The 19,843-nt window shown below is 66.9% G+C and carries 12 protein-coding genes; 8 read left to right on the forward strand and 4 right to left on the reverse strand.

Annotation, left to right across the window (positions count from 1 at the left end):
* Positions 1–14: 14 nt before the first annotated feature.
* Complete coding sequence (locus ACZ1JS_RS12025) at positions 15–2,393, reverse strand: TonB-dependent receptor (protein ID WP_465166261.1); 2,379 nt, start codon at positions 2,391–2,393, stop codon at positions 15–17.
* A gap of 268 nt (positions 2,394–2,661) precedes the next feature.
* On the opposite strand from ACZ1JS_RS12025, the gene ACZ1JS_RS12030 reads away from it, so the two are divergent.
* From ACZ1JS_RS12030 to ACZ1JS_RS12045, 4 genes are all read left to right on the forward strand, one after another.
* Positions 2,662–3,711 (forward strand): alpha/beta hydrolase, encoded by a 1,050-nt coding sequence (locus ACZ1JS_RS12030; protein ID WP_465166262.1) that lies wholly within the window; start codon positions 2,662–2,664, stop codon positions 3,709–3,711.
* A 21-nt stretch (positions 3,712–3,732) separates the two neighbouring features.
* Entirely contained in the window at positions 3,733–4,731 is a 999-nt protein-coding gene (locus ACZ1JS_RS12035; protein WP_465166263.1) for an alpha/beta hydrolase, read from the forward strand.
* Positions 4,732–4,806: 75 nt separating this feature from the next.
* Positions 4,807–5,346 carry a DUF3237 family protein gene (locus ACZ1JS_RS12040; protein WP_465166264.1) on the forward strand — a complete coding sequence of 180 codons (540 nt, stop codon included), beginning with the start codon at positions 4,807–4,809 and terminating at the stop codon, positions 5,344–5,346.
* The gene (locus ACZ1JS_RS12045) at positions 5,343–7,094 is read left to right on the forward strand and encodes a tannase/feruloyl esterase family alpha/beta hydrolase (RefSeq protein WP_465166265.1); all 1,752 of its coding nucleotides are present in this window, start codon (positions 5,343–5,345) and stop codon (positions 7,092–7,094) included. Before ACZ1JS_RS12040 ends, ACZ1JS_RS12045 begins: the two co-directional genes overlap by 4 nt.
* A 251-nt stretch (positions 7,095–7,345) precedes the next feature.
* On the opposite strand, the gene ACZ1JS_RS12050 is transcribed toward ACZ1JS_RS12045, so the two are convergent.
* The gene (locus ACZ1JS_RS12050) at positions 7,346–9,382 is read right to left on the reverse strand and encodes a M10 family metallopeptidase C-terminal domain-containing protein (RefSeq protein ID WP_465166266.1); all 2,037 of its coding nucleotides are present in this window, start codon (positions 9,380–9,382) and stop codon (positions 7,346–7,348) included.
* A 639-nt stretch (positions 9,383–10,021) separates the two neighbouring features.
* On the reverse strand, positions 10,022–11,374 hold the full coding sequence (locus ACZ1JS_RS12055) for a methyl-accepting chemotaxis protein (protein WP_465166267.1): 1,353 nt from the start codon (positions 11,372–11,374) through the stop codon (positions 10,022–10,024).
* A gap of 491 nt (positions 11,375–11,865) precedes the next feature.
* On the opposite strand from ACZ1JS_RS12055, the gene ACZ1JS_RS12060 reads away from it, so the two are divergent.
* Together ACZ1JS_RS12060 and ACZ1JS_RS12065 are read left to right on the forward strand one after the other, a co-directional pair.
* A complete protein-coding gene (locus ACZ1JS_RS12060) occupies positions 11,866–12,402 on the forward strand; it encodes a GAF domain-containing protein (RefSeq protein ID WP_465166268.1) in 537 nt (178 codons plus the stop codon).
* A gap of 88 nt (positions 12,403–12,490) precedes the next feature.
* Positions 12,491–13,816: a Gfo/Idh/MocA family protein gene (locus tag ACZ1JS_RS12065; RefSeq protein ID WP_465166269.1), complete on the forward strand. Its 1,326-nt coding sequence runs from the start codon at positions 12,491–12,493 to the stop codon at positions 13,814–13,816.
* Between the two features lie 89 nt (positions 13,817–13,905).
* Here ACZ1JS_RS12065 and ACZ1JS_RS12070 read toward each other — a convergent pair whose 3' ends face one another.
* Positions 13,906–14,901 (reverse strand): ligase-associated DNA damage response exonuclease, encoded by a 996-nt coding sequence (locus ACZ1JS_RS12070; RefSeq protein ID WP_465166270.1) that lies wholly within the window; start codon positions 14,899–14,901, stop codon positions 13,906–13,908.
* A 440-nt stretch (positions 14,902–15,341) separates the two neighbouring features.
* Between ACZ1JS_RS12070 and ACZ1JS_RS12075 the strand changes: the two genes are divergently transcribed.
* Both ACZ1JS_RS12075 and ACZ1JS_RS12080 read left to right on the forward strand, forming a co-directional pair.
* Positions 15,342–17,720 (forward strand): TonB-dependent receptor domain-containing protein, encoded by a 2,379-nt coding sequence (locus ACZ1JS_RS12075; protein ID WP_465166271.1) that lies wholly within the window; start codon positions 15,342–15,344, stop codon positions 17,718–17,720.
* A gap of 54 nt (positions 17,721–17,774) precedes the next feature.
* Positions 17,775–19,826, forward strand: a complete 2,052-nt coding sequence (locus ACZ1JS_RS12080; RefSeq protein WP_465166272.1) for a phosphocholine-specific phospholipase C — start codon at positions 17,775–17,777, stop codon at positions 19,824–19,826.
* Positions 19,827–19,843 lie beyond the last annotated feature (17 nt).

Here is a 19,843-nt window from a genome sequence, read left to right on the forward strand (position 1 = left end):
CACTCTCCCGCCGATCAGCGTAGATTCATGCCGAGCCGCACGCCATAGGTGCGCGGCGGATCGTAATTGGCAGTCGTCGAACTCCACACCGTCACCAGCGTATTGGGGAAGCGGCTGTCCTCGACATTGTTGACGAAGGCGGTGATCGAGTAACGATCGTCGGCATCCTCGAACCGCAGGTTCAGATCGGTCTTGGTGTACGCATCGCGCAGGCTCTGCGCGTAATTCTGCACGTCGCTATAGGTGCGCGACTGGGCGTAGAAATCGACGCTGGGGGTTACCCGCCCGCCGCTGCCCAGGTCGAAGATATGGGCGTAGCTGATCCGCCCGCTCCATTCGGGAGCGTTGGCGAGGCGATTGCCCGACGCGTCGAGGCTGAAGCTCGCGGGCAAGGGCCGGAAGCCGAAGGCGGGGGCGAACGCGTTATAGTTGCCGCTGGCCGAATTCAGATTGTCCGACGCGGTCGGGAAGGATTTGATCCGCGCGTCGAGCCACGAGACATAGCCGCCGATCCGGTCGTTGGGCGTCGGGCGCAGGCTCGCCTCCAGCTCGACACCGCGCAGCCGGGCGGTGGCGGCGTTGGTGGTGACGGCCGATACCTGGTTGGTCAGCGGGTTGAGGACGATGCTGGAGACCTGCAGGTCCTTGTAATCCATGTTGAAGCCGGTGGCGCTGAGATACAGCTTGCCGTCCATCAGCGTGGTGCGGATGCCCGCTTCGTAGTTGGTGACGGTTTCGGGGCGATACTGGCGATATTGCGGGGCGTTGCCGCTGGCTTCGAGACCGCCGCCGCGGAAGCCGGTGCTGACGGTGGCGTAGACCAGCGTCGTCGGGCTGACCTCGTAATTCGCGCCGACCTTCCAGCTGATATTGTCGAACTTCGCCTCGGGCCGGTCGGTGTCGTTCGACAGCGCGAAGACGAACGGGATGCCGGGGCAGGTGGTGGGCGTGATGTTCTGCCGGGTGATGGTGTCGCCGGGGCAGACCAGTTCGATGTTGCGCGCGTTCACCTGTTCCCAGGTCGAGCGGATGCCGCCGATCAGTTTGAGGCCGGGCAGGATTTCGAGCGTGCCCTGCCCGAACACCGCCTGCGACTTCGTGCCCTGCCCGCGATAGCTGGTGACGACGTCGACGCCGCTGATCGTCGAGATGCCGGTGCCGGTGCCGGCGATCTTGGCGCCGATCAGGTTGTAGACGGTGTTGAACGGCGCGGGCGCGGTGTCGCCGGCATGGAGCAGGCGCGTGCCCGAGGGCTGGCGGTCCTGATAGAGAAAGCCGCCGAGCACGAGGTTCAGGATGCCGCGATCGTAATTGACGTCGACCTCGTGCGACCAGCTTTCGGTGCGGCGATCGATCGATTCCTGCGAGAACACGCCGGTCGCGGCGTCGATGCCGTCGTTCTTGAGCAGGGTATAGCCCGACAGATAGGTGAGCGAGAGGCCGTCGGCGACCTGCCATGCCAGCCGCGAGCGGGCGGAATAATATTCGAGGTCGATGCGGTTGTCGGTGACGGCCGCCTGTCCGACGTTCAGCGCGTCGGTCTCGATCACCTCGCGCGGGCCGAAGGTGCCGGCGGCAAGATTCCCCTGCGGATAGTAGTTGATGCTGGTCAGATAGCTGGCCGGGATCGTGCCTTCGTTGCGGCCATAGTTCAGCGACAGCCGCCACGTCACCGGTCCCACATCGAGCAGCGAGGTGACGCGCAGGCCCGACTGGTCGGTCTTCCCATAGCCGTGGCGCGCGCCATAAGGGTCGTCGACGCCGTCATCGACCTGACGATAGGCGGCGAAGCGCAGCCGCCATGCGTCGCTGACCGGCAGGTCGATCGCGGCACGGGCGCGGACTTCGTTGAAGCGGCCGAGCTGCAGGTCGGCGGTGACGCCGCGGGTCTTGCGCGGGTCGGCCGTGTTGATGTTGACGACGCCCGCGGTCGCGTTGCGGCCATAGACGGTGCCCTGCGGCCCGCGCAGCACCTCGACCGCGCCGAGATCGTAGAGGCCGAGCGAGAGGATTTGCGCCGAGGGTTCGTAGATGCCGTCGATCTGCGTCGCGACGGTCGAATAGCCGCTGAAGCTGTTGTTGCTGCCGATGCCGCGCACCGCGAAGCCATTGGCGCTGAGTTGCAGATTGGGGACGGTGGTGGCGAGCGAGGTGGCGGAATCGATGCCCTGGCGGGTCAGCGAATCCTGCGACACGACGCTGATCGCGATCGGCGCGCGCGACAGGCGTTCGGACGTCTTCTGCCCGGTGACGATGATTTCGCCCACCGCGCTGTCGTCGCTGGCGGCGGTGGCGGTCGCCTGCGGTTCGGGGGCGGCGGCGTCCTGCGCGAAGGCGGCGGGGGCACCGGACAGCAGCGCGGTTCCGGACAACAGCAACGTCAATCTACGCATGGTGATCCTCCCCGATATCGGTCGTCGTTGCGATGCGAGCGAAAGGGGGCACGTGCGACACGGGGTCCGGCAGATCGCGCATGCGACCCCCGGCCAGCGACGTTTCCGTCATGGCACCTCTCCTCGGTTGGTATCCTCCAACTGCGATGAGACATAACTAAACCTACAAACGGTTGCAAATGAATTTGTTGCGGATCCTTCTGGCTTCGGTCGCTATTGAACATAGCCAAATTCCGCGCCTATCATCGGCGCAGGATCGTGGGAGAGGATGGCGATGACGCTGCCGAGACGGGACGTGCTGCGCGGCGCGGCGATGGCGGGACTTGGCGCGATGCTGCCGGGCGCGGCGCTGGCGGCAGAGGCGATGCCCGACGCGCTGGCGGCGGTGGCACCCGAGCTGCGGGCCGGTGCGAAGCAGATACTGGCGATGGTCGCGGCGATGCCGCCGATCACCACCGCCTATCGCACGATGCGCAGCGGGCCGATCCCGCCGCCGGCGACCGATATCCCCTATCGCGAGCAACGCATACCAGGCGGGGACGGCCAACCGCCGGTCACCGCCTATGTCATCAACGCCCGGCCCGGTGCGCGCCGTCCGGCGATCCTGCACACCCATGGCGGCGGCTATATCGTCGGATCGGCGCAAGCCTCGATCGCGCCGTGTCAGGAGATCGCCCGGCAGCTCGACTGCGTGGTCGTGACGGTCGACTACCGCCTCGCGCCGGAGACGAACTATACCGGATCGGTGGCGGACAATCATGCCGCGCTGCTGTGGCTGCATAGGCAGGCGGCCGAACTGGGCGTCGATCCCGCGCGGATCGCCCTGCTGGGCGAGAGTGCGGGCGGCGGCCATGCCGCGCTGCTGGCGCTGATGGCGCGCGACCGGCGCAGCGTGCCGCTATGTGCGCAGGTGCTGATCTACCCGATGCTCGACGATCGCACCGGCAGCACGCGGACGGTCCCGCCGTTCATCGGCAGAATCGGCTGGGACGCGCCGGCCAATATCTTCGGCTGGCAGTCGTTCCTCGGTCGCAAGCCGGGTGGCCGCGACGTGCCCGCCGCCGCGGTCCCGGCCCGGGTCGCCGACCTGTCGGGCCTGCCGCCGACCTTTATCGGGGTGGGATCGGTCGATCTGTTCGTCGACGAAGATATCGAATATGCGCGGCGGCTGATCGCGAGCGGGGTGCCGACCGAGTTGGTCGTGACGCCCGGCGCGTTCCACGGCTTCGACGCGGTCGCGCCCGAAACCGGCTTGGCGAAGCGCTTCACCGCCGCCAAGATCGCCGCGCTTCGCCGTGCGTTCGGCGCAGCCGCATGATTTCTCGACAGGAATTGCCCGATGACCGTCCGTTCGTTTCCGCTACGTGTCGCGTCGCTGGTCGCGCTGGCGCTGTTGTCGCCCGGTGCATCGGCACAGACGCCGCCATCGGCCGTGGCTGAACGCCCCGCCCCGCCCGCCGCATGGACGTCGGCGCCGTTCGTGCCGCTTTGGACCGGCACGCCGCCGGGCGGCGGGTTCAGGGCAGGCGCGGTGCCGCCGAACGATCCGGCGACGTTTTTGCGTAACATCGACCGGCCGGGGTTGCGGATGTTCAAGCCGGCGCGGGCGAACGGGGCGTCGGTGCTGGTCATCCCGGGCGGCGCCTATACCTTTTTGTCGATCGGCAATGAGGGCGTCGACATCGCCGGGCGGCTGACCGCGCTCGGCTATACCGTCCATGTCCTGACCTATCGCCTGCCGGGCGAGGGCTGGGCCAATCGCGCCGATGTGCCGTTGCAGGATGCGCAGCGCGCGCTGCGCATGGTCCGCGCCGCCGCGACCCGCGACGGGCTGGACCCGCACAGGATCGCGGTAGTCGGTTTTTCGGCGGGCGGGCATCTGGCGGCGACGCTCGAAACCGATTTCGCGCAGGCGGTCTACCCGCCGCGCGATGCGACCGACCGGATCGACGCCCGGCCCGATGCCGCCGCGCTGATCTATCCGGTGATCGCCGCCGCGCCGCCCTTCACCCATGCGCAATCGGCCGAGAAGCTGCTGGGTCCGAACCCCGATGCGGCGGCGATCGCGCGGCGATCGCCAGCGCAGCATGTCACCGGAGCGACGCCGCCGACCTTCCTGCTGCACGCGATGGACGACGGCGCGGTGGTGCCCGACAACAGCCTGCTGATGATGGCGGCGCTGCGCACGGCCGGACGCCCGGTCGAGGCGCATTTCCTGACCGAAGGGGGCCATGGTTTCGGCGTCGGTCCGGCCACCCTGCCCGCCGGCCATTGGGTCGAGATGTTCGATCGCTGGCTGCAACGCACCTTTGCCAAGGCGCCGCCGCCAGCCAAGTGATTTGCCGGCTTGCAATCACCGACCGCTTAGATATGCATCATAGCAATCCGGCGGCGACCGGGCGGAGGATGCGACATGGCCGACACGATGCAGGGTTCGGAGATGGACGGCTGGACGCGGCGCGGCCTGCTCGGCGCGTCGGCGGCACTGGCAGGGGCGGCGTCGCTGCCGGGATCGGCACAGGCGGCACCCGAACGGCTGACCAGCATCGGCCTGACCTTCGCCTATGAAGCGATCGTGACGCTGGGCAAGACCGAGGAGGTCGGCGCGACGCCGCTGGGCAAGCGGATCCGCATCCCGATCACCGGCGGCCGGTTCAGCGGTCCGCGTATTTCCGGCACGATCCTGCCCGAAGGAATGGACTGGCAACTGGTCCGCGCCGACGGAACCACGGTGCTGGAGGCGAGCTATCTGATGCGCGAGCGCGACGGGACGCTGATCCATATCCGCAATCGCGGGCTGGTCCGCGGCACCTATATCCGCACGACGCCGGAATTCGAGGTGCCGCTGGGCAAGCATCAATGGCTGAACGAGGCGATCTTCCTCGGCACGGTCGGCGCGGCCGACCCGGCGGACGGCGCAGCAGTCCGCATCACCGTCTATCAGGTGGCATGACGATGGAGGCGAAGGCGATGCGACGCGCGATGACGCTGGGCGCGATACTGGCCGGATCGGCGCTGGCCGGTTGCGCCACGCCGACGACGCCCGCTGCAACGACGACGCTGGCCAAGGCGCAGGGCTGTGCCGCGCTGCTGAACGCAGGCGGATGGAGCGACCCGACGCTGCGCATCCTGACCGCCGAGGAACGCGCCGCCGGGCTGACGATCGACGCCGGACAGGGAGCGAAGACTCCGCCTTTGCCCGCCCATTGCGAGGTGACCGGGGTGCTGCACGAACGCACCGGGCAGGACGGACAGCGTTATGCGATCCGGTTCCGCATGCGGTTGCCCGATGCGTGGAACCGGCGGTTCGTGTTCCAGGGCGGCGGCGGGACCAATGGCGATATCGGCAACGCGGTCGGCCCCGCCACCGGCGGCGCGGTCGCGCTGGCACAGGGCTATGCCGTCATCAGCCAGGATTCGGGCCATTCGAACGCGACCAATGCCGATCCGGCGCGCGGCGGCGCGGTGTCGTTCGGGTTCGATGCGCAGGCGCGGGCGGATTATGGCCATGCGTCGCTCAAGGCCAGTTACGACACGGCGCGCGCGATCCTGCGCCGCTATTATCACGGCGATCCGGCCCACAGCTATTTCGCCGGCTGTTCGAAGGGCGGGCAGGAAGGCATGGCGTTCGCCCAGCGCTATCCCGAAGCGTTCGACGGCATCCTCGCCGCCGCGCCCGGCTTCGCGCTGCCCAAGGCGGCGATCGCCGAGGCATGGGATACGCAGACCTATGCCGCACTGGTGCGCGCGCCGGGCGAGACCAGCGTGCCGATCGCGCGGCTGGCGCAGGCGTTTTCGGACGGCGACCTGTCGCTGGCGCGCAGCGCGGTGCTGGCGGCGTGCGATGCGAAGGACGGGCTGACCGACGGGCTGGTCGGCAATTTCGCGCAGTGCGGAACGGCCGAGGTGGTGCGCGAAATGCGCGCGCGGCAATGCAGCGGGCAGAAGCAGCAAAGCTGCCTCGCCCCCGGTCAGATCGACGCGCTGGTCAAGGGGTTCGGCGGACCGCGCGACAGCCGGGGCAACGCCCTTTATGCCAGCTTCCCATGGGATGCGGGGCTCAGCGACAATGGCTGGCGGATCTGGAAACTGGGTCTGGCCACCCCCGCCATCCCGGCGATCAACGCGGCGATGGGCGCACCGGCGCTGGCGACGATCTTCTCGACGCCGCCGCGTGCCTTGGGGCCGACGCCGCAGGCGGGGATGGACTATCAGCTCGGCTATGATTTCGATCGCGATCCGGCGGCGATCGATGCGACCGCGCCCGGTTTCCCCCGGTCGGCATGGGTGGATATCGCGGCACGGTCGAGCGACCTGACACGGTTCCGCGCGCGCGGCGGGCGGATGATCGTGCCGCACGGCGTGTCGGACCCGGTCTTCTCGATCAACGACACGATCGACTGGTGGAAGGATGTCGACCGGCGCAGCAACGGCCGCGCGGCGTCGTTCGTCCGTGTCTTCCCGGTGCCGGGCATGGCGCATTGCGCGGGCGGGCCGGCGACCGACCAGTTCGACGGCTTCGCCGCGCTGGTCCGCTGGGTCGAAGCGGGCAGCGCCCCCGACCGGATCGAGGCGACGGCGGGAGCGACGACGCCGTGGCCGGGCCGCACCCGCCCGCTCTGCCCCTATCCGCTGGTCGCCCGCCCGATCGCCGGGGCGGGCGATACCGAGCGGGCAGCGGCGTTCGAATGCAGGGCGTAGAACGTGATGACCAAGCCCAACCCGTCCGTCCTGAACCGGCATTGAGTCTGTCGGGTCGGTATCACCGTTCAGCGGCCGATCCAGTTGACCGGAACCGTCGCCGCAGCGGTGGCTGGGGCCACGTGCGGCTTTTGTCTCGTGCCATCAGAAGGATATCCCAGCCTGCGCTGGGATGATGCCTGGTTCGATTGCGATAAATCACATTTCGACAGCGTAACTCCGGCCCGCGCGTGGCGGGCCGGAGCAACAGGTCAGGCGAGGTCGTAATCGGCGAGCTTGGTGGCGAAGCCCGCGGTGCCGGCCGTCTTCGACAGGCTGTAGAGATAATAGTCGACGCCATCCTCGCTATACGAACCGTTATAGTAGAGCGTGGTGATCGTCTTTCCGGCCTCGTTCTTCATCGCGACGGAGGCACCGTTGCCGAGGTCGAGGACCTTGTTGCGACCGAAGAGGATGACATTGTCATTGTCGCTATCGGCGATCTTGCGGGTGGTGACCAACAGGTCGCCGCTGCCGAAGTCGAGGATCGAGTCGCGCGACGCCCCGATGTCGCTGCCGAAGAAGAAGACGTCGGAGCCGCCCTTGCCACCGATCAGCCTGTCCGCGCCGGCGCCGCCGTCGAGCCAGTCGTCGCCCGCGCCGCCCTCCAGCCGGTCATTGCCCGCACCGCCCTGCAACAGATCCTTGCCGGCATTGCCGAGCAGGGTGTTGGCGACGGCGTTGCCGTACAGCTTGTCGTTGCCTGATCCGCCGCGCGCGTTTTCGATGACGACGCCATTGGCGATGGTGAAGCCGCCATAGATGCCCTCGGCATAGGATACGCGCCCGCCGCCGCCGGTTTCGTAGCGCAGCGTCGCGGCGCGCAGATCGATCAGCGCGTCGCGCGCGCCGTCATAGACGATCTGGTCGGTGCCCCCGGCATCCCAGATCGACGAATAATAGGTGCCCGCCGCGTTGACGTCCTTGAGCGTATAGGTGTCGTTGCCGGTCGCGGTATCTTCGTTGACGCCGTATTTGTCCTGGATCGCGGCGATGTCGAACGCCATCAACCCGCCGAGATAGCCATAGCCCGCATCGGTCGGCGCATTGCCATAGGGCGAATCCTGCCAGCCATCCTCGTACGACATCATCGTGAAGACGCCCTGGTTCAGCGCGAAATCGCCGGTCGTATAGTCGGCGACCCCCGCCCCTTCGGACTCGACGCCGCGCATGATGCCCGAATGGCCGCCATTGTCGTGCGGATGGGCAAGGCCATGGCCATGGCCGAATTCATGGATCAGCGTGACGAAGGAGAAGCCGCCCTGCGCCAGATTCTTGGCGTTCCAGCGATTGTCGCCGGAGTTGAACAGCGCCGTACCCTCGTCCTTCTCCTGCGGCGGGCTCATCGATCCCAGCAGCGATACGCCCGGTCCGGGCGTGCCCTGATAGGTGAAATATTCGAAATCTGCCGCGGCACGATCCTGCGTCTCGACATAGACGACGTCGGCGACCTTCTCGAACTCCTTGAGCGCGGTCCAGATCGCCTTCAGCTCGAAATCCTTCGCGCCGACCGCGACCGTCGCCGGCGGCAGGCTGGGCGAGGTCGGGTCTTCGGTGACATAGACGTCGCCGGCCTTGGCGAAATAGATGGTGATGACATTCTTGCCGGTGATGCCGGTGCCCTTGGCATCCGCGGTCTCCTGCGGATTGCCGGTGATATAGCCGGTTTCCTTGCCATCGGGGTTGCGGACGGTACCGTCGACCTGCGTGCCCCAGTCGATCGAATAGAGCGGGTTGTCGGTGCTGTAATAGGGGACGTAGCGCGGCTGGCCGGTCACGTCGCTGACCGACACCGAATAGTCGCCGATCAGGTCGCCGGTGGTGCCGTCGGCAGGCGTGTTGTCATAGGCACGGGCATTGACGAAATAGGTCCCGCTAGTGGTCGGGGTATAGGTCAGGATCGCATCGAACCCGCTATTGACGGTGTTGATCGTCGTGCTGGCCCCGCCATCGGCCGCGGTAATAATGTTGCCCGACGCATCATAGAGTTCGAGATAGCTGTCAGCGAGCGGCACGCCGGTCGGGCCACCGGCCTTGGCGAACATGCCGATTTCATAGGTCTTTCCAGCGACCAATTGCACCTTGAAGAGATCCTGGTCGCCGATCGTGCCGAGCGTCGACACGGTCGCGGGCGCCCCCACGGTCAGCGTCGCAGTGGTCGACGTATCGTCGGCGATATCGGGTTCGAGCACCAGCAGTGCCGACGTCAACGTGGTGGCGCCGTCGGCAAGATATTCACGATGATGCATGCGTCAAATCCCCATCGACTGCGGGAGGGCATGACGGGCCGGCATCGCGTCTTCGCAAGATCGGGCGACGAATGGGCGATGCGGGGTCAGGGCACTCCCAAGATGAATGCTCGAAAGCAAGGCTTTGGTCGTTCCGGCCGCGAGGTTCGCGACCGATGGGAATGGTTAAGGCGAAATTTCCGGCAATGCAAAGAACGGAAGCGTACGCTGTCGCCTGCGACTGGCCCGGCCCGCCTTTGCCTTCCAGATCAATAGCTAAGCCGCACGACAGGCCGATTACTCGGACTGACGTGCAGTTTTATTACTTTTATATTGTTCAATAATAGCCGCGTGGATACGACGTACCGTTTTTGCGACACGATGAACGATGGGCGACGGTCGCGAAAGCCGTGAGGGAATCGCATCCTGCCGCGGCGACAGGAGACACGCTCCCTCAGATAGTTGCCGGTATCGCGCCGCTGCCCGAACCACCATGGCGCGCCGATCGGCCCGCTGCGCCGAGGGTCGATCGGTTCGCTGCCGACACCCGCGAGGGCACCGCAGACGTTACTCCGCCTTTTTGTAACGGCTACAGCGGAATTATCGTTTTCCCGTTACCGGTTGAGGCGTCGCTGCGGTACTTAATCCCGGCAATTCGGATCAGGCGGCGCGGTCGGCGCGGAAGTCGCCATGGACCACGACCCCGGCGGTCCGGCCGGGTTCGGCGCTGCCGGCGTCACGCGGGAGGGTGAAGCGGCCGACCTGTCCGGCAAGCTGGTCGGCATGATCGGCGAGCGTCCGCGCGGCGGCGGTCGCCTGTTCGACCATCGCCGCGTTGCGCTGGGTCACGGCGTCCATCTCGCATACGGCGGTATTGACCTGTTGCAGTCCGATCGACTGATGTTCGGACGATTCGGCAATGCGGTGGACCAGCGCGCTGACCTCGCCGATGCGATCGACGATCCGCCGCAGCGCGTTGCCGGTTTCGTTGACCAGCGCGACGCCGGTGTCGACCTGCTCGCTCGACGCGGTGATCCGGAGTTTGACATCGCGCGCCGCATCGGCCGAGCGCTGCGCCAGCGCGCGGACTTCGCTGGCGACGACCGCGAACCCCTTGCCCGCATCGCCGGCCCGTGCCGCCTCCACGCCGGCATTGAGCGCCAGCAGGTTGGTCTGGAAGGCGATGCCGTCGATCACGCTGATGATGTCGCTGATTTCGTTGGAGGCGCGTTCGATCGACCCCATCGCGTCGATGGCGCGATCGACCACCGCCCCGGACTGGTCCGCCTCCTCGCGCGCCTGATCGACGACCAGCTTGGCCTGCGCCGCGCCGCTGGCGGTCTGGCGAACGGTGCTGGTGATCTGATCCATCGCCGCCGCCGTTTCCTCGAGGCTCGCCGCCTGCTGCTCGGTGCGCTGCGACAGCGCGTCGGAAGCGCGGCTGATGTCGAGCGCGCCCTCGTTGATGCTGTCGCTGGCGGACGCGACCGCCTGCAACGCGTCGGCCACGGCGCCCATCGCCCGGTTATAGTCGTGCCGCAGCTGCTCGGTCTCATCGGGAAACGCGCTGTCGATGCGGTGACTGAGATCGTTGCCGGCAAGGCGGGTCAATCCCGCGCCAAGCGACGCGACCACCTGCTGCTGAATGCCCGACGCCGAAGCAAGGCGAACGCCATTGTCGCGGAACGTCGCCATCGCCCGCGCCATCCGGCCGACACAGTCGCGATAGTCGGAAAACGCGATCGGCGCGTCGAACTCGCCCGCCGCCAGCGCCTCCATGCGCACGACCGTCGTGACATAGGGGTCGCAGATCAGTTTGCGCGCGACCAATGAGACCAGCACGATCGCCACCATGCTCGCCGCCGCCGCCGCGATATAGGGCAGCGCCGAACCGGCAGCGGGCGGCGACAGCAACGCCACCGCGAGCGGAAGCGACGCCAGCGATCCGTTCAGGATCGCTAGCGCCACGAACTTGACCCGGATGGGCGCGTCGGCCTTGAACCAGCGAACCACGCGATACTTCTCCTGAACGACGTAATGGCCGGCACCGTGTGCGCCATTAGCGAACGAAGCATTAATGCAACGCGGCGCCAAACCGCCGATCCTGACAGCCGATCCGCCAAGCGGCTGAATTCGCTCGCTTTCCTCGGATCACACTTTGGTACGAGCGTACGCCTGCGAACGATCTCCCGCCATCGCTGGCGGGCGATCGCGGCGGACCGCCCATGTCCGAGACCCGTTGCCGGACGCCATCGGTCGATCCTTATCCTGCATCAGTCGACATGTCGCAAAATGAACCGCGCATTAATGTCGTTATCCATTCCTCTACTTGTAAATATCGATTTTACTTTGCTTTTTGCTTCTACAATCGATGCCATGGCAAAGCGATTTACTGTTTGTTAACCAGTGTTCACACATTTTAAGCATCGGTAGACAGCACCGGTCCCTGTCCGGTCGACGTACCGTGTATCCAGTATTCAGGCAGAGACAGAGGCAGAAAGCGCATGGGAGTTCATACTTCGACGCTCGGTGGCTTCCGGGATTGGCCGCACGCCGGCATCAACAAGCTGTATCTCGACGGCGACCGCGCCGTGCGCGATCTGGCCATCGATCGCAGCGGCGTATTGGGGCGGATGCGCGACCCCGAACTGGCGACGATCGTCGGTTTCACCGCAGCGGAGTACAAGACGGCGATTGCCGGCCTGTCGATCGTCACCGGTCGGCGGCAGATCCTGCTCGGCGCGATCGGGACCGATGTCTATGAAACGTCGCTGGAAGACTCCTTCTGCGCCGTTGCGGTCCAGCGCCCCGACGAACCGCTGATCGTGCCCGACGCCACGCGCGACCCGCGCTTCGCCACCTTCCGCACGGTCACCGGCCAGCCCTTCGTGCGCTTCTATGCCGGGGTTCCCGTGCTCGATCGCAACGGCTTCGCATTGGGCGCGCTGTGCATCGCCGACCGGACGCCGCGCCACGAGGCGTTCGATCCGACCATGTTGCTGATCCGTGCGCGCGAGATCGAACGGCTGCTCCGTTCGTAGACCCGAACGGGTCGACAACGCCTTACCGGGTTGCGACGCGTTCGTTTCACGGTACGATCCCGACGATAACATGTTGGGAGAGATGGCAATGACCGCGCGCTTCGACCGCCGTACCCTGTTGGCCGGCGGCATTGCCGCCTCCACCGCCGGCGTCCTGCCAATGGGTGAGGTCTTTGCCCAGCGTCGCCGAAGCGCGGCCAACGACAAGCTTCAGGTCGGCCTGATCGGCTGCAAGGGGATGGGCTGGACCAATCTGAGCGCGATGCTGAAGGGATCGGACGTGGTGCCGGTCGCGCTGTGCGACGTCGACGCCCGGGTACTGGCCGAGCGCGGGGCGGAGCTGAAGAAGGCGTCGGGGCGTGCGCCGCGGCTGTACGACGATTATCGCCGGATGCTCGACGACCGGTCGGTCGACGCGGTCATCATCGCCACCCCCGATCATTGGCACGCGCTGCAACTGACCGATGCGATGTCGGCGGGTAAGGATGCCTATTGCGAAAAGCCGCTGGGCAATTCGATCGCGGAATGCCGGGCGATGGTCGCCGCCAAGCAACGCCACAACCGCGTGGTGCAGGTCGGCCAGTGGCAGCGCAGCAACCAGCATTGGGCCGATGCGATCGCGCTGGTCCAGGGCGGGGGCATCGGCCGGGTGCGCAAGGTCAAGGCATGGGCCTATATGGGCTGGATGAAGCGGGTCGCGCCGCAACCCGATCAGTCCGCGCCGGCGGGCGTCGATTATGATCGCTGGCTCGGCCCGGCACCGGCGCGCGCGTTCAATCCCAACCGCTTTCATTTCAGCTGGCGATGGTATTGGGACTATGCCGGCGGGCTGATGACCGATTGGGGCGTGCACCTGATGGACATCGCGCTGCTGGGGATGAAGGCATCGGTGCCGAAATCGGTCAGTTCGCTGGGCGGAGCCTATGGCTATCCAGATTCGGCGATGGAGACGCCCGATACCCAGACCGCGATCTTCGATTTCGGCGACTATTCGGTCGAATGGGAACATGCCGTCGGCATCGGCCACGGTCCCTATGGCGGGCGCGACCATGGTGTGGCGTTCGTCGGCGAAACGGGAACGCTGGTCGTCGATCGCGGCCAGTGGCAAGTGTTTCCGGAGGTTAGCGACGGCAAGCCGCTGACGCGCGAGATACCGGTGACCAAGTCGAGCGACAACGGGATCGAGCGCCATACCGCCGACTTCGTCGCCTGCGTGAAGGACCGCACGCGCACCCCCGCCTGCCCGATCGAGTCCGCCGCCAATACCGCGATCGTGTGCCAGATGGGCAATATCGGCTGGCGGACCGGGCGAAAGGTGCACTGGGACGCGACGGCGGGACAGTTCACCGGCGACGCCGATGCCAATGCGCTCATCACGCCCCGCTATCGCGCGCCCTATCGCCTGCCCGCCTGACGGCGGCACGGGCGTCGGCCACGGATCAGACTCTGATCGACTTGCGTGGAAACGGGACCGGCCCTGATCCGGCTCCGCCGGATCAGACTTTAATCGTCCTCGTCCTCGAACCCGACCAGATCGAGCGCGCGCGCCTTGATCTGGCGGGTCATGCACCAATGGACCAGCGCATCCTCGCGGCCATGGGTGACCCATACTTCCTTCGGCGCGATTTCGGTCAGGGTCTGGGTCAGTTCGTCCCAGTCGGCATGGTCGGACAGGATCAGCGGCAGTTCGACGCCGCGCTGGCGGGCGCGCTGGCGGACGCGCATCCAGCCGCTGGCCATCGCGGTGATCGGGTCGGGCAGCCGCCGCGACCAGCGATCGCCCAGCGCCGAGGGCGGCGCGACGATGATCCGGCCCTGCAACTCCGCCTTGGTCGCGCCCGCCACGGGTCGTAACTCGCCCAGGTCGACGCCCAGATCGACATAGAGGTCGCACAAACGCTGCATCGCGCCGTGGAGGTAGATCGGATCGTCGAACCCCATCGCCCGCGCCTCGGCGATCACCCGCTGCGCCTTGCCCAGCGCATAGGCGCCGACCAGCACGCAGCGTTCGGGTTCGGTGCGCAGCGCCGCCAGCAGCTTGTCGATCTCGTCGCGGGTCTCGGGATGGCGAAAGACCGGCAGGCCGAACGTCGCCTCGGTCACGAACACGTCGCACGGCACCGGCTGGAACGGGACACAGGTCGGGTCGGCGCGGCGCTTGTAATCGCCCGACACCACCACGCGTTCGCCCTGATGGTCCAGCACGATCTGCGCCGATCCCAGCACATGGCCGGCGGGGACGAAGGAGATGTCGACCTCGCCCATGCGGATGCTTTCGCCATAGGCGACCGCCACGCCGTTCTGTGCGCCGTAGCGCGTGTCCATGATCGCCAGCGTTTCCGGCGTGGCCCAGACCGTCCGATGACCGCCGCGCGCATGATCGGCATGGCCGTGCGTCACCAGCGCGCGTTCGACCGGTTCGGATGGGTCGATCCACATGTCGATCGCCGGAATATGGATGCCGGTCGGATGCGGCGTGATCCAGCGAGCAAGGGCCATGATGGACAGATGGGGCGCCCGGTCGACCCTGCCAAGGCCGTCGAACCGACATATCAAGGTGATAGCGCTGAAGCCGTTCGTGACATTGCCAGCCTTTGCCGACCCCCGCCCCACCCCGTTTCGGCCTGTTCGCAGCAGGCATGGCGGTCGGCTTCGCCCTGGACTGTAAGGCGACGCCGATCGTCGCGCAGGCGGTCGGCCATGCCCTGTCGAAGATGCCGGGGGTGAAGGTCGTTGCCGGACCTGCGACGGGGGCGCGGGCGCGGCGTTGTGGTTCCGGCGGCGGTTTGCGACAGAATCATGATGATCTCGCTCTAAGGCCCACAAATTTAGCTTCACTTTCATCATCCGTCACACACCCGTCATCAACAACCGCCAAAGGCGCGTCGAGGGTCGGACGACCGGCCGGGGCATAAGCGGCGCGGCCGCGGGGAGACATCATGAAGTTCATCACGGGTGCGGCGATCCTTGCGATCGCGGCGGGGACGACGCACGCCCATGCGCAGACGGCGCCGGCCGATGCGACGGTGACCGATGTGTCGGGGGGCGCGCAGGACGAGGCACGCAGCGGCGGCGAGATCGTCGTCACCGGCCGCGCCACGACCTTCGCCAACACGCAGGTGACCGAGCCGATGCTCGACCGGCAATCGGCGCTGACCAGCGTCAACGACGTCATCAAGGAACTGCCCGGCGTGTTCGTGGCGGAGGGCGACGCCTTCGGATCTTCCGACTGGGCGACCTCAATCAGCATCCGTGGTTTCAGCTCGGGCGGCGGTGGCGGCCAACAGATCGGATCGACGATCGACGGACTGCCCAATGGCGGCTCGGGCTATGGCGGCGGATCGCGCGCCAACCGCTATCTCGACGTGTTGAACCTGAAGACGGTGATCGTGTCGCAGGGCACCGCCGACATTTCGTCGCGCTCGAACGAGGCACTGGGCGCGACGCTCGACTATGTCTCGACCGATCCGACGCGCGACACCCGCTATCGCTTCACGCTGGCGGGCGGCGATTTCGGCGCGCGCAAGCTTTATGGCCGCGTCGATACCGGCCAGTTCGCGGGAGACACCCGTGCCTTCGTCAGCGCCTCGACCAGCCGGGTGAAGGACTGGATCGGTGGCTCGGGCGAGACCCGCCGCGACCATGTCGATGCCAAGCTGGTCAGCAATATCGACCGGGTCCGCCTGACCGGCTGGGTCAGCTATGACGATGCCGACGAAGCCGAATTCGGGTCGGTCAGCCCCGAGATGTTCGCCAACGATCCCAATCACGATGCCTATACCGACGACTGGACCGGCATTCCCTATATCGACCAGGGCTATCGCTCGACCTCGCGCGCGCTGCGCCGCAATTTCTTCACCTATCTGCGCGGCGAGACCGATCTCGGTGAGGTAAAGCTGTCGGGCGCCGGCTATTATCACCGGATGCGTGGGCGCGGCGATTTCGCGCCGCCCTATCTGGTCGACGTCCGCGACGACGGCACCGGCAACCCGGAAAGCGAATTTACCGGCAGCCGGCCGACCGTGATCGGCGGCGGCAATCTCGGCCGCTATTACTTCGTCACCCCGACCGGGGCGAAGGCGACGTTCCTCACCGGCTGCACCGGCACGGCCGCGATACCGGCACTTTATGCGCCGGCCTGCTATGCGGCGAATTCGACCCCGGTCATGTCGTACCGCCACACCCATTATGAAAACGACCGGGGCGGCCTGACCGCCGACGCGGCATGGACGCATGATTTCGGCGGATTCGAGAATGTGCTGCGCGGCGGCCTGTGGTGGGAACGCGGTCGCGCCAACCAGACGCGCGACTGGCACAAGGTCACCAACGCGCTGGTCGGCCCGGCGTTCGACGGCAAGCCCTATTACCAGCAGTTCAGCACCGACTACGGCCTCGACGAGATCATGTATTATGTCGAGGACGCAGTAACCTATGGCCCGCTGACTGCGCGGTTCGGCGTCAAGCAGTTCTTCCTCGACCAGCGCCGCGCCGAACTGCTCAACGACCGCGCGGTGACCGAGCTTCGTTCGAACAGCCGCCCGCTGATCTCGACCGGCATCGTCTATCACGCGCCGATCGACGGGCTGGAGGCGTTCGCCGGCTATTCGCAGAATTTCGCGGCGATCGGCAACGGACCGCTCGGCGAACCGCGCGAGGTGATCGACCGGATCCGCCCCGAAACCGCCAACAATATCGAAATCGGCGCGCGTTACTCGACACCGCGGGTCAAGGCGTCGCTGACCGCATACGACATCAAGTTCAACAACCGCATCCAGTCGATCTCGGCCAACCTCGTCACGGGCATCGATTATCTGGAGGAGCAGGACAGCGTCTATCTGAACGTGGGCGGCATCAAGAGCCGTGGGATCGAGGCCGCACTTGCCTATCGCGTGACGCAGGGGCTGACCCTGTCGGGCAACTATACCTACAACCACGCGACCTATATCGGCACCGGCAATGCCGCGCAGGACGCCGATATCGGCGTGACGCCGGGGCGGCAGGTCATCAACTCGCCCCGCAACATGTGGGTCGCGGCGGCCGACTATGCGCGCGGGGTGTTCAAGATCGGCGGCGCCGCCAAGTTCGTCGGCGACCGCTTCATCGGCAGCGACGGCGACGCGACCGCGCCCAGCTTCACCACCGTCGACGCCTATGCCGGCGTCGATCTGGGCGAGGTAACGCCGCTGTTGAAGGGCATGGCGCTGACGGTACAGGCGACCAACCTCGCCGATCGCCGCTACCTTGCCGGCGCGGACGGCGGTTCGGCGTTCCTCGGCACGCCGCGCACCGTCACGGCAGCATTGACGTTCGATTTCTGACTTTACCTCCCCTCCCTGACAAGGGGGGGGAACGTAATCTTTCCGGGACATTCCATGGTCGACCTGTCGCGCCGCTCCCTTCTGTCCACCGGCGCCGCGCTGGCCGGCGCGGCGGCGTTGCCCGCGTCGATCGCCCGCGCGGCGGCGATCGCGCCCGACCGGCGCAGCGGTACCATCGCCGACGTCCAGCACGTCGTCATCCTGTGCCAGGAAAATCGCGGCTTCGACCATTATTTCGGCACGCTGCGCGGGGTGCGCGGTTTTGCCGACCGCTTCCCCATCCCGACCCCGGCGGGCAATGTCTGGCAACAGACCGATCGCACCGGCACCCCGCGCATCGTCTCCCCCTTCCACCTCGACACCGCACGGCAATTCGCGCTGATGCGGATGGAGGGCACGCCGCATAGCTGGCCCGATGCCCAGCGCGCATGGGATGAGGGGCGGATGGCGCATTGGCCCGAGGCGAAGCACCCGCGCGCCATGGGCCATTACCGTCGCACCGACATCCCGTTCCAGTTCGCGCTGGCCGAGGCGTTCACGATCTGCGACGCCTATCACTGCGCGGTACAGACCGGGACCAACACCAACCGGCTGTTCCTGTGGAGCGGCACCAACGATCCGCAAGGTACCCATGGCGGCCCGGCGATTGGCAATTCCCATGACGATTTCGTCGAAAATGGCGGTGCGGCCGATCCCTATCGCTGGACGACGACGGTCGAACGGTTGCAGGCGGCGGGCGTCGACTGGCGCATCTATCAGGACATGGCCGATAATTTCACCGACAACCCGCTGGCCGGCTTCGCCGCGTTTCGCGACGCCCATGCCGGGCGCGGCGATGCGGTGTTGAAGGACCGGGCACTCACCACGCGTGGGCCGGACATGCTCAAGGCCGATGTGCTCGCTGGCCGCCTGCCGCAAGTGTCCTACGTCATCGCCACCGCCGCCGGCTCCGAACATCCCGGCCCGTCCAGCCCGGCACAGGGAGCGGACTATACCGCGCGGGTGCTCGATGCGCTGACCGCCGATCCGAAGGTGTGGGCGCGGACCGTATTGCTGGTGATGTTCGACGAGAATGACGGATTTTTCGACCATGTGCCGCCGCCTGCCCCGCCATCGCGGGGCGCGGACGGCGTGATGTTCGGCGGGTCGACCATCGACTTGACCGGCGAATATCATGACATGCCGAGCAGCGGCGATGCGGCGATCGACCTGCCCGATTATCGCGGACGCCCCTATGGCCTCGGCCCGCGCGTGCCGCTTTATGTCGTATCACCCTGGAGCCGGGGCGGCTGGGTCAATTCGCAGACCTTCGACCATACATCGGTGATCCGGTTTCTGGAGGCGCGCTTCGGCATTCACGAACCCAATATCTCCGCCTGGCGGCGGGCGATCTGTGGCGACCTGACCTCGGCCTTCGACTTCGCCGCGACCGATGTGGCAACCCCGTCCCTGCCCGACCCCGCCGCCGATGCGCGGCGGGCGGCGGCGATCAAGGGGCAGGTCGATCCGCAAGCACCGCCCGCCTCCGCGCCATGGCAGGAAAGCGGCATCCGCCGGTCGCGCGCCCTGCCCTATCGGCTGGAGGTGATCGAGCGTGGCGACGACACGGGGCTGCACCTGCGGTTCGCCGCCGATGGGGCGGGCGCGGTGTTCCACGTCTATGACCGCCACGCGCTCGACCAGCCACCGCGCCGCTACAGCGTGGCGGCCGGCAACCGGATCGACGGCCATTGGCCCTACGCCACCGATGGTCGCTATGACCTGTGGGTGCTGGGGCCGAACGGCTTCCACCGCCATTTCGTCGGGCAGCGCGACGACCCGACCATGGCGATCGCATGGAGCCTGTCCGATGCCGGGCTGGCGTTGCGGGTCGGCACCGCACCGGGGCTGCGCGTACGCCGCCTGACGCCGGGCGGCGGCGCGTCGGAAGAGATTCTGCCGACGGGACGGCATCGCTGGTCGCTCGATGGCGCGCTCGGCTGGTATGACGTGACGCTGTCGAGCAGCGTTGTGCCTCACTGGCACCGCCGCCTGGCCGGACGCCACGACCGCGCGGGCCGCGCCACAAGCAGCGATCCGTTCGTCGAGGGCTTCGCGCGCGGCTGAACCGGGCGGATGCCCGC

Source organism: Sphingomonas sp. BL-S-05 (assembly GCF_055521695.1).

What these genes read in the sequence shown, in the direction of transcription:
- ACZ1JS_RS12025 (WP_465166261.1), bottom strand. Translation starts at nt 2,393, where the DNA reads ATGCGTAGATTGACGTTGCTGTTGTCCGGAACCGCGCTGCTGTCCGGT.
- ACZ1JS_RS12030 (WP_465166262.1), top strand. Translation starts at nt 2,662, where the DNA reads ATGGCGATGACGCTGCCGAGACGGGACGTGCTGCGCGGCGCGGCGATG.
- ACZ1JS_RS12035 (WP_465166263.1), top strand. Translation starts at nt 3,733, where the DNA reads ATGACCGTCCGTTCGTTTCCGCTACGTGTCGCGTCGCTGGTCGCGCTG.
- ACZ1JS_RS12040 (WP_465166264.1), top strand. Translation starts at nt 4,807, where the DNA reads ATGGCCGACACGATGCAGGGTTCGGAGATGGACGGCTGGACGCGGCGC.
- ACZ1JS_RS12045 (WP_465166265.1), top strand. Translation starts at nt 5,343, where the DNA reads ATGACGATGGAGGCGAAGGCGATGCGACGCGCGATGACGCTGGGCGCG.
- ACZ1JS_RS12050 (WP_465166266.1), bottom strand. Translation starts at nt 9,382, where the DNA reads ATGCATCATCGTGAATATCTTGCCGACGGCGCCACCACGTTGACGTCG.
- ACZ1JS_RS12060 (WP_465166268.1), top strand. Translation starts at nt 11,866, where the DNA reads ATGGGAGTTCATACTTCGACGCTCGGTGGCTTCCGGGATTGGCCGCAC.
- ACZ1JS_RS12065 (WP_465166269.1), top strand. Translation starts at nt 12,491, where the DNA reads ATGACCGCGCGCTTCGACCGCCGTACCCTGTTGGCCGGCGGCATTGCC.
- ACZ1JS_RS12070 (WP_465166270.1), bottom strand. Translation starts at nt 14,901, where the DNA reads ATGGCCCTTGCTCGCTGGATCACGCCGCATCCGACCGGCATCCATATT.
- ACZ1JS_RS12075 (WP_465166271.1), top strand. Translation starts at nt 15,342, where the DNA reads ATGAAGTTCATCACGGGTGCGGCGATCCTTGCGATCGCGGCGGGGACG.
- ACZ1JS_RS12080 (WP_465166272.1), top strand. Translation starts at nt 17,775, where the DNA reads ATGGTCGACCTGTCGCGCCGCTCCCTTCTGTCCACCGGCGCCGCGCTG.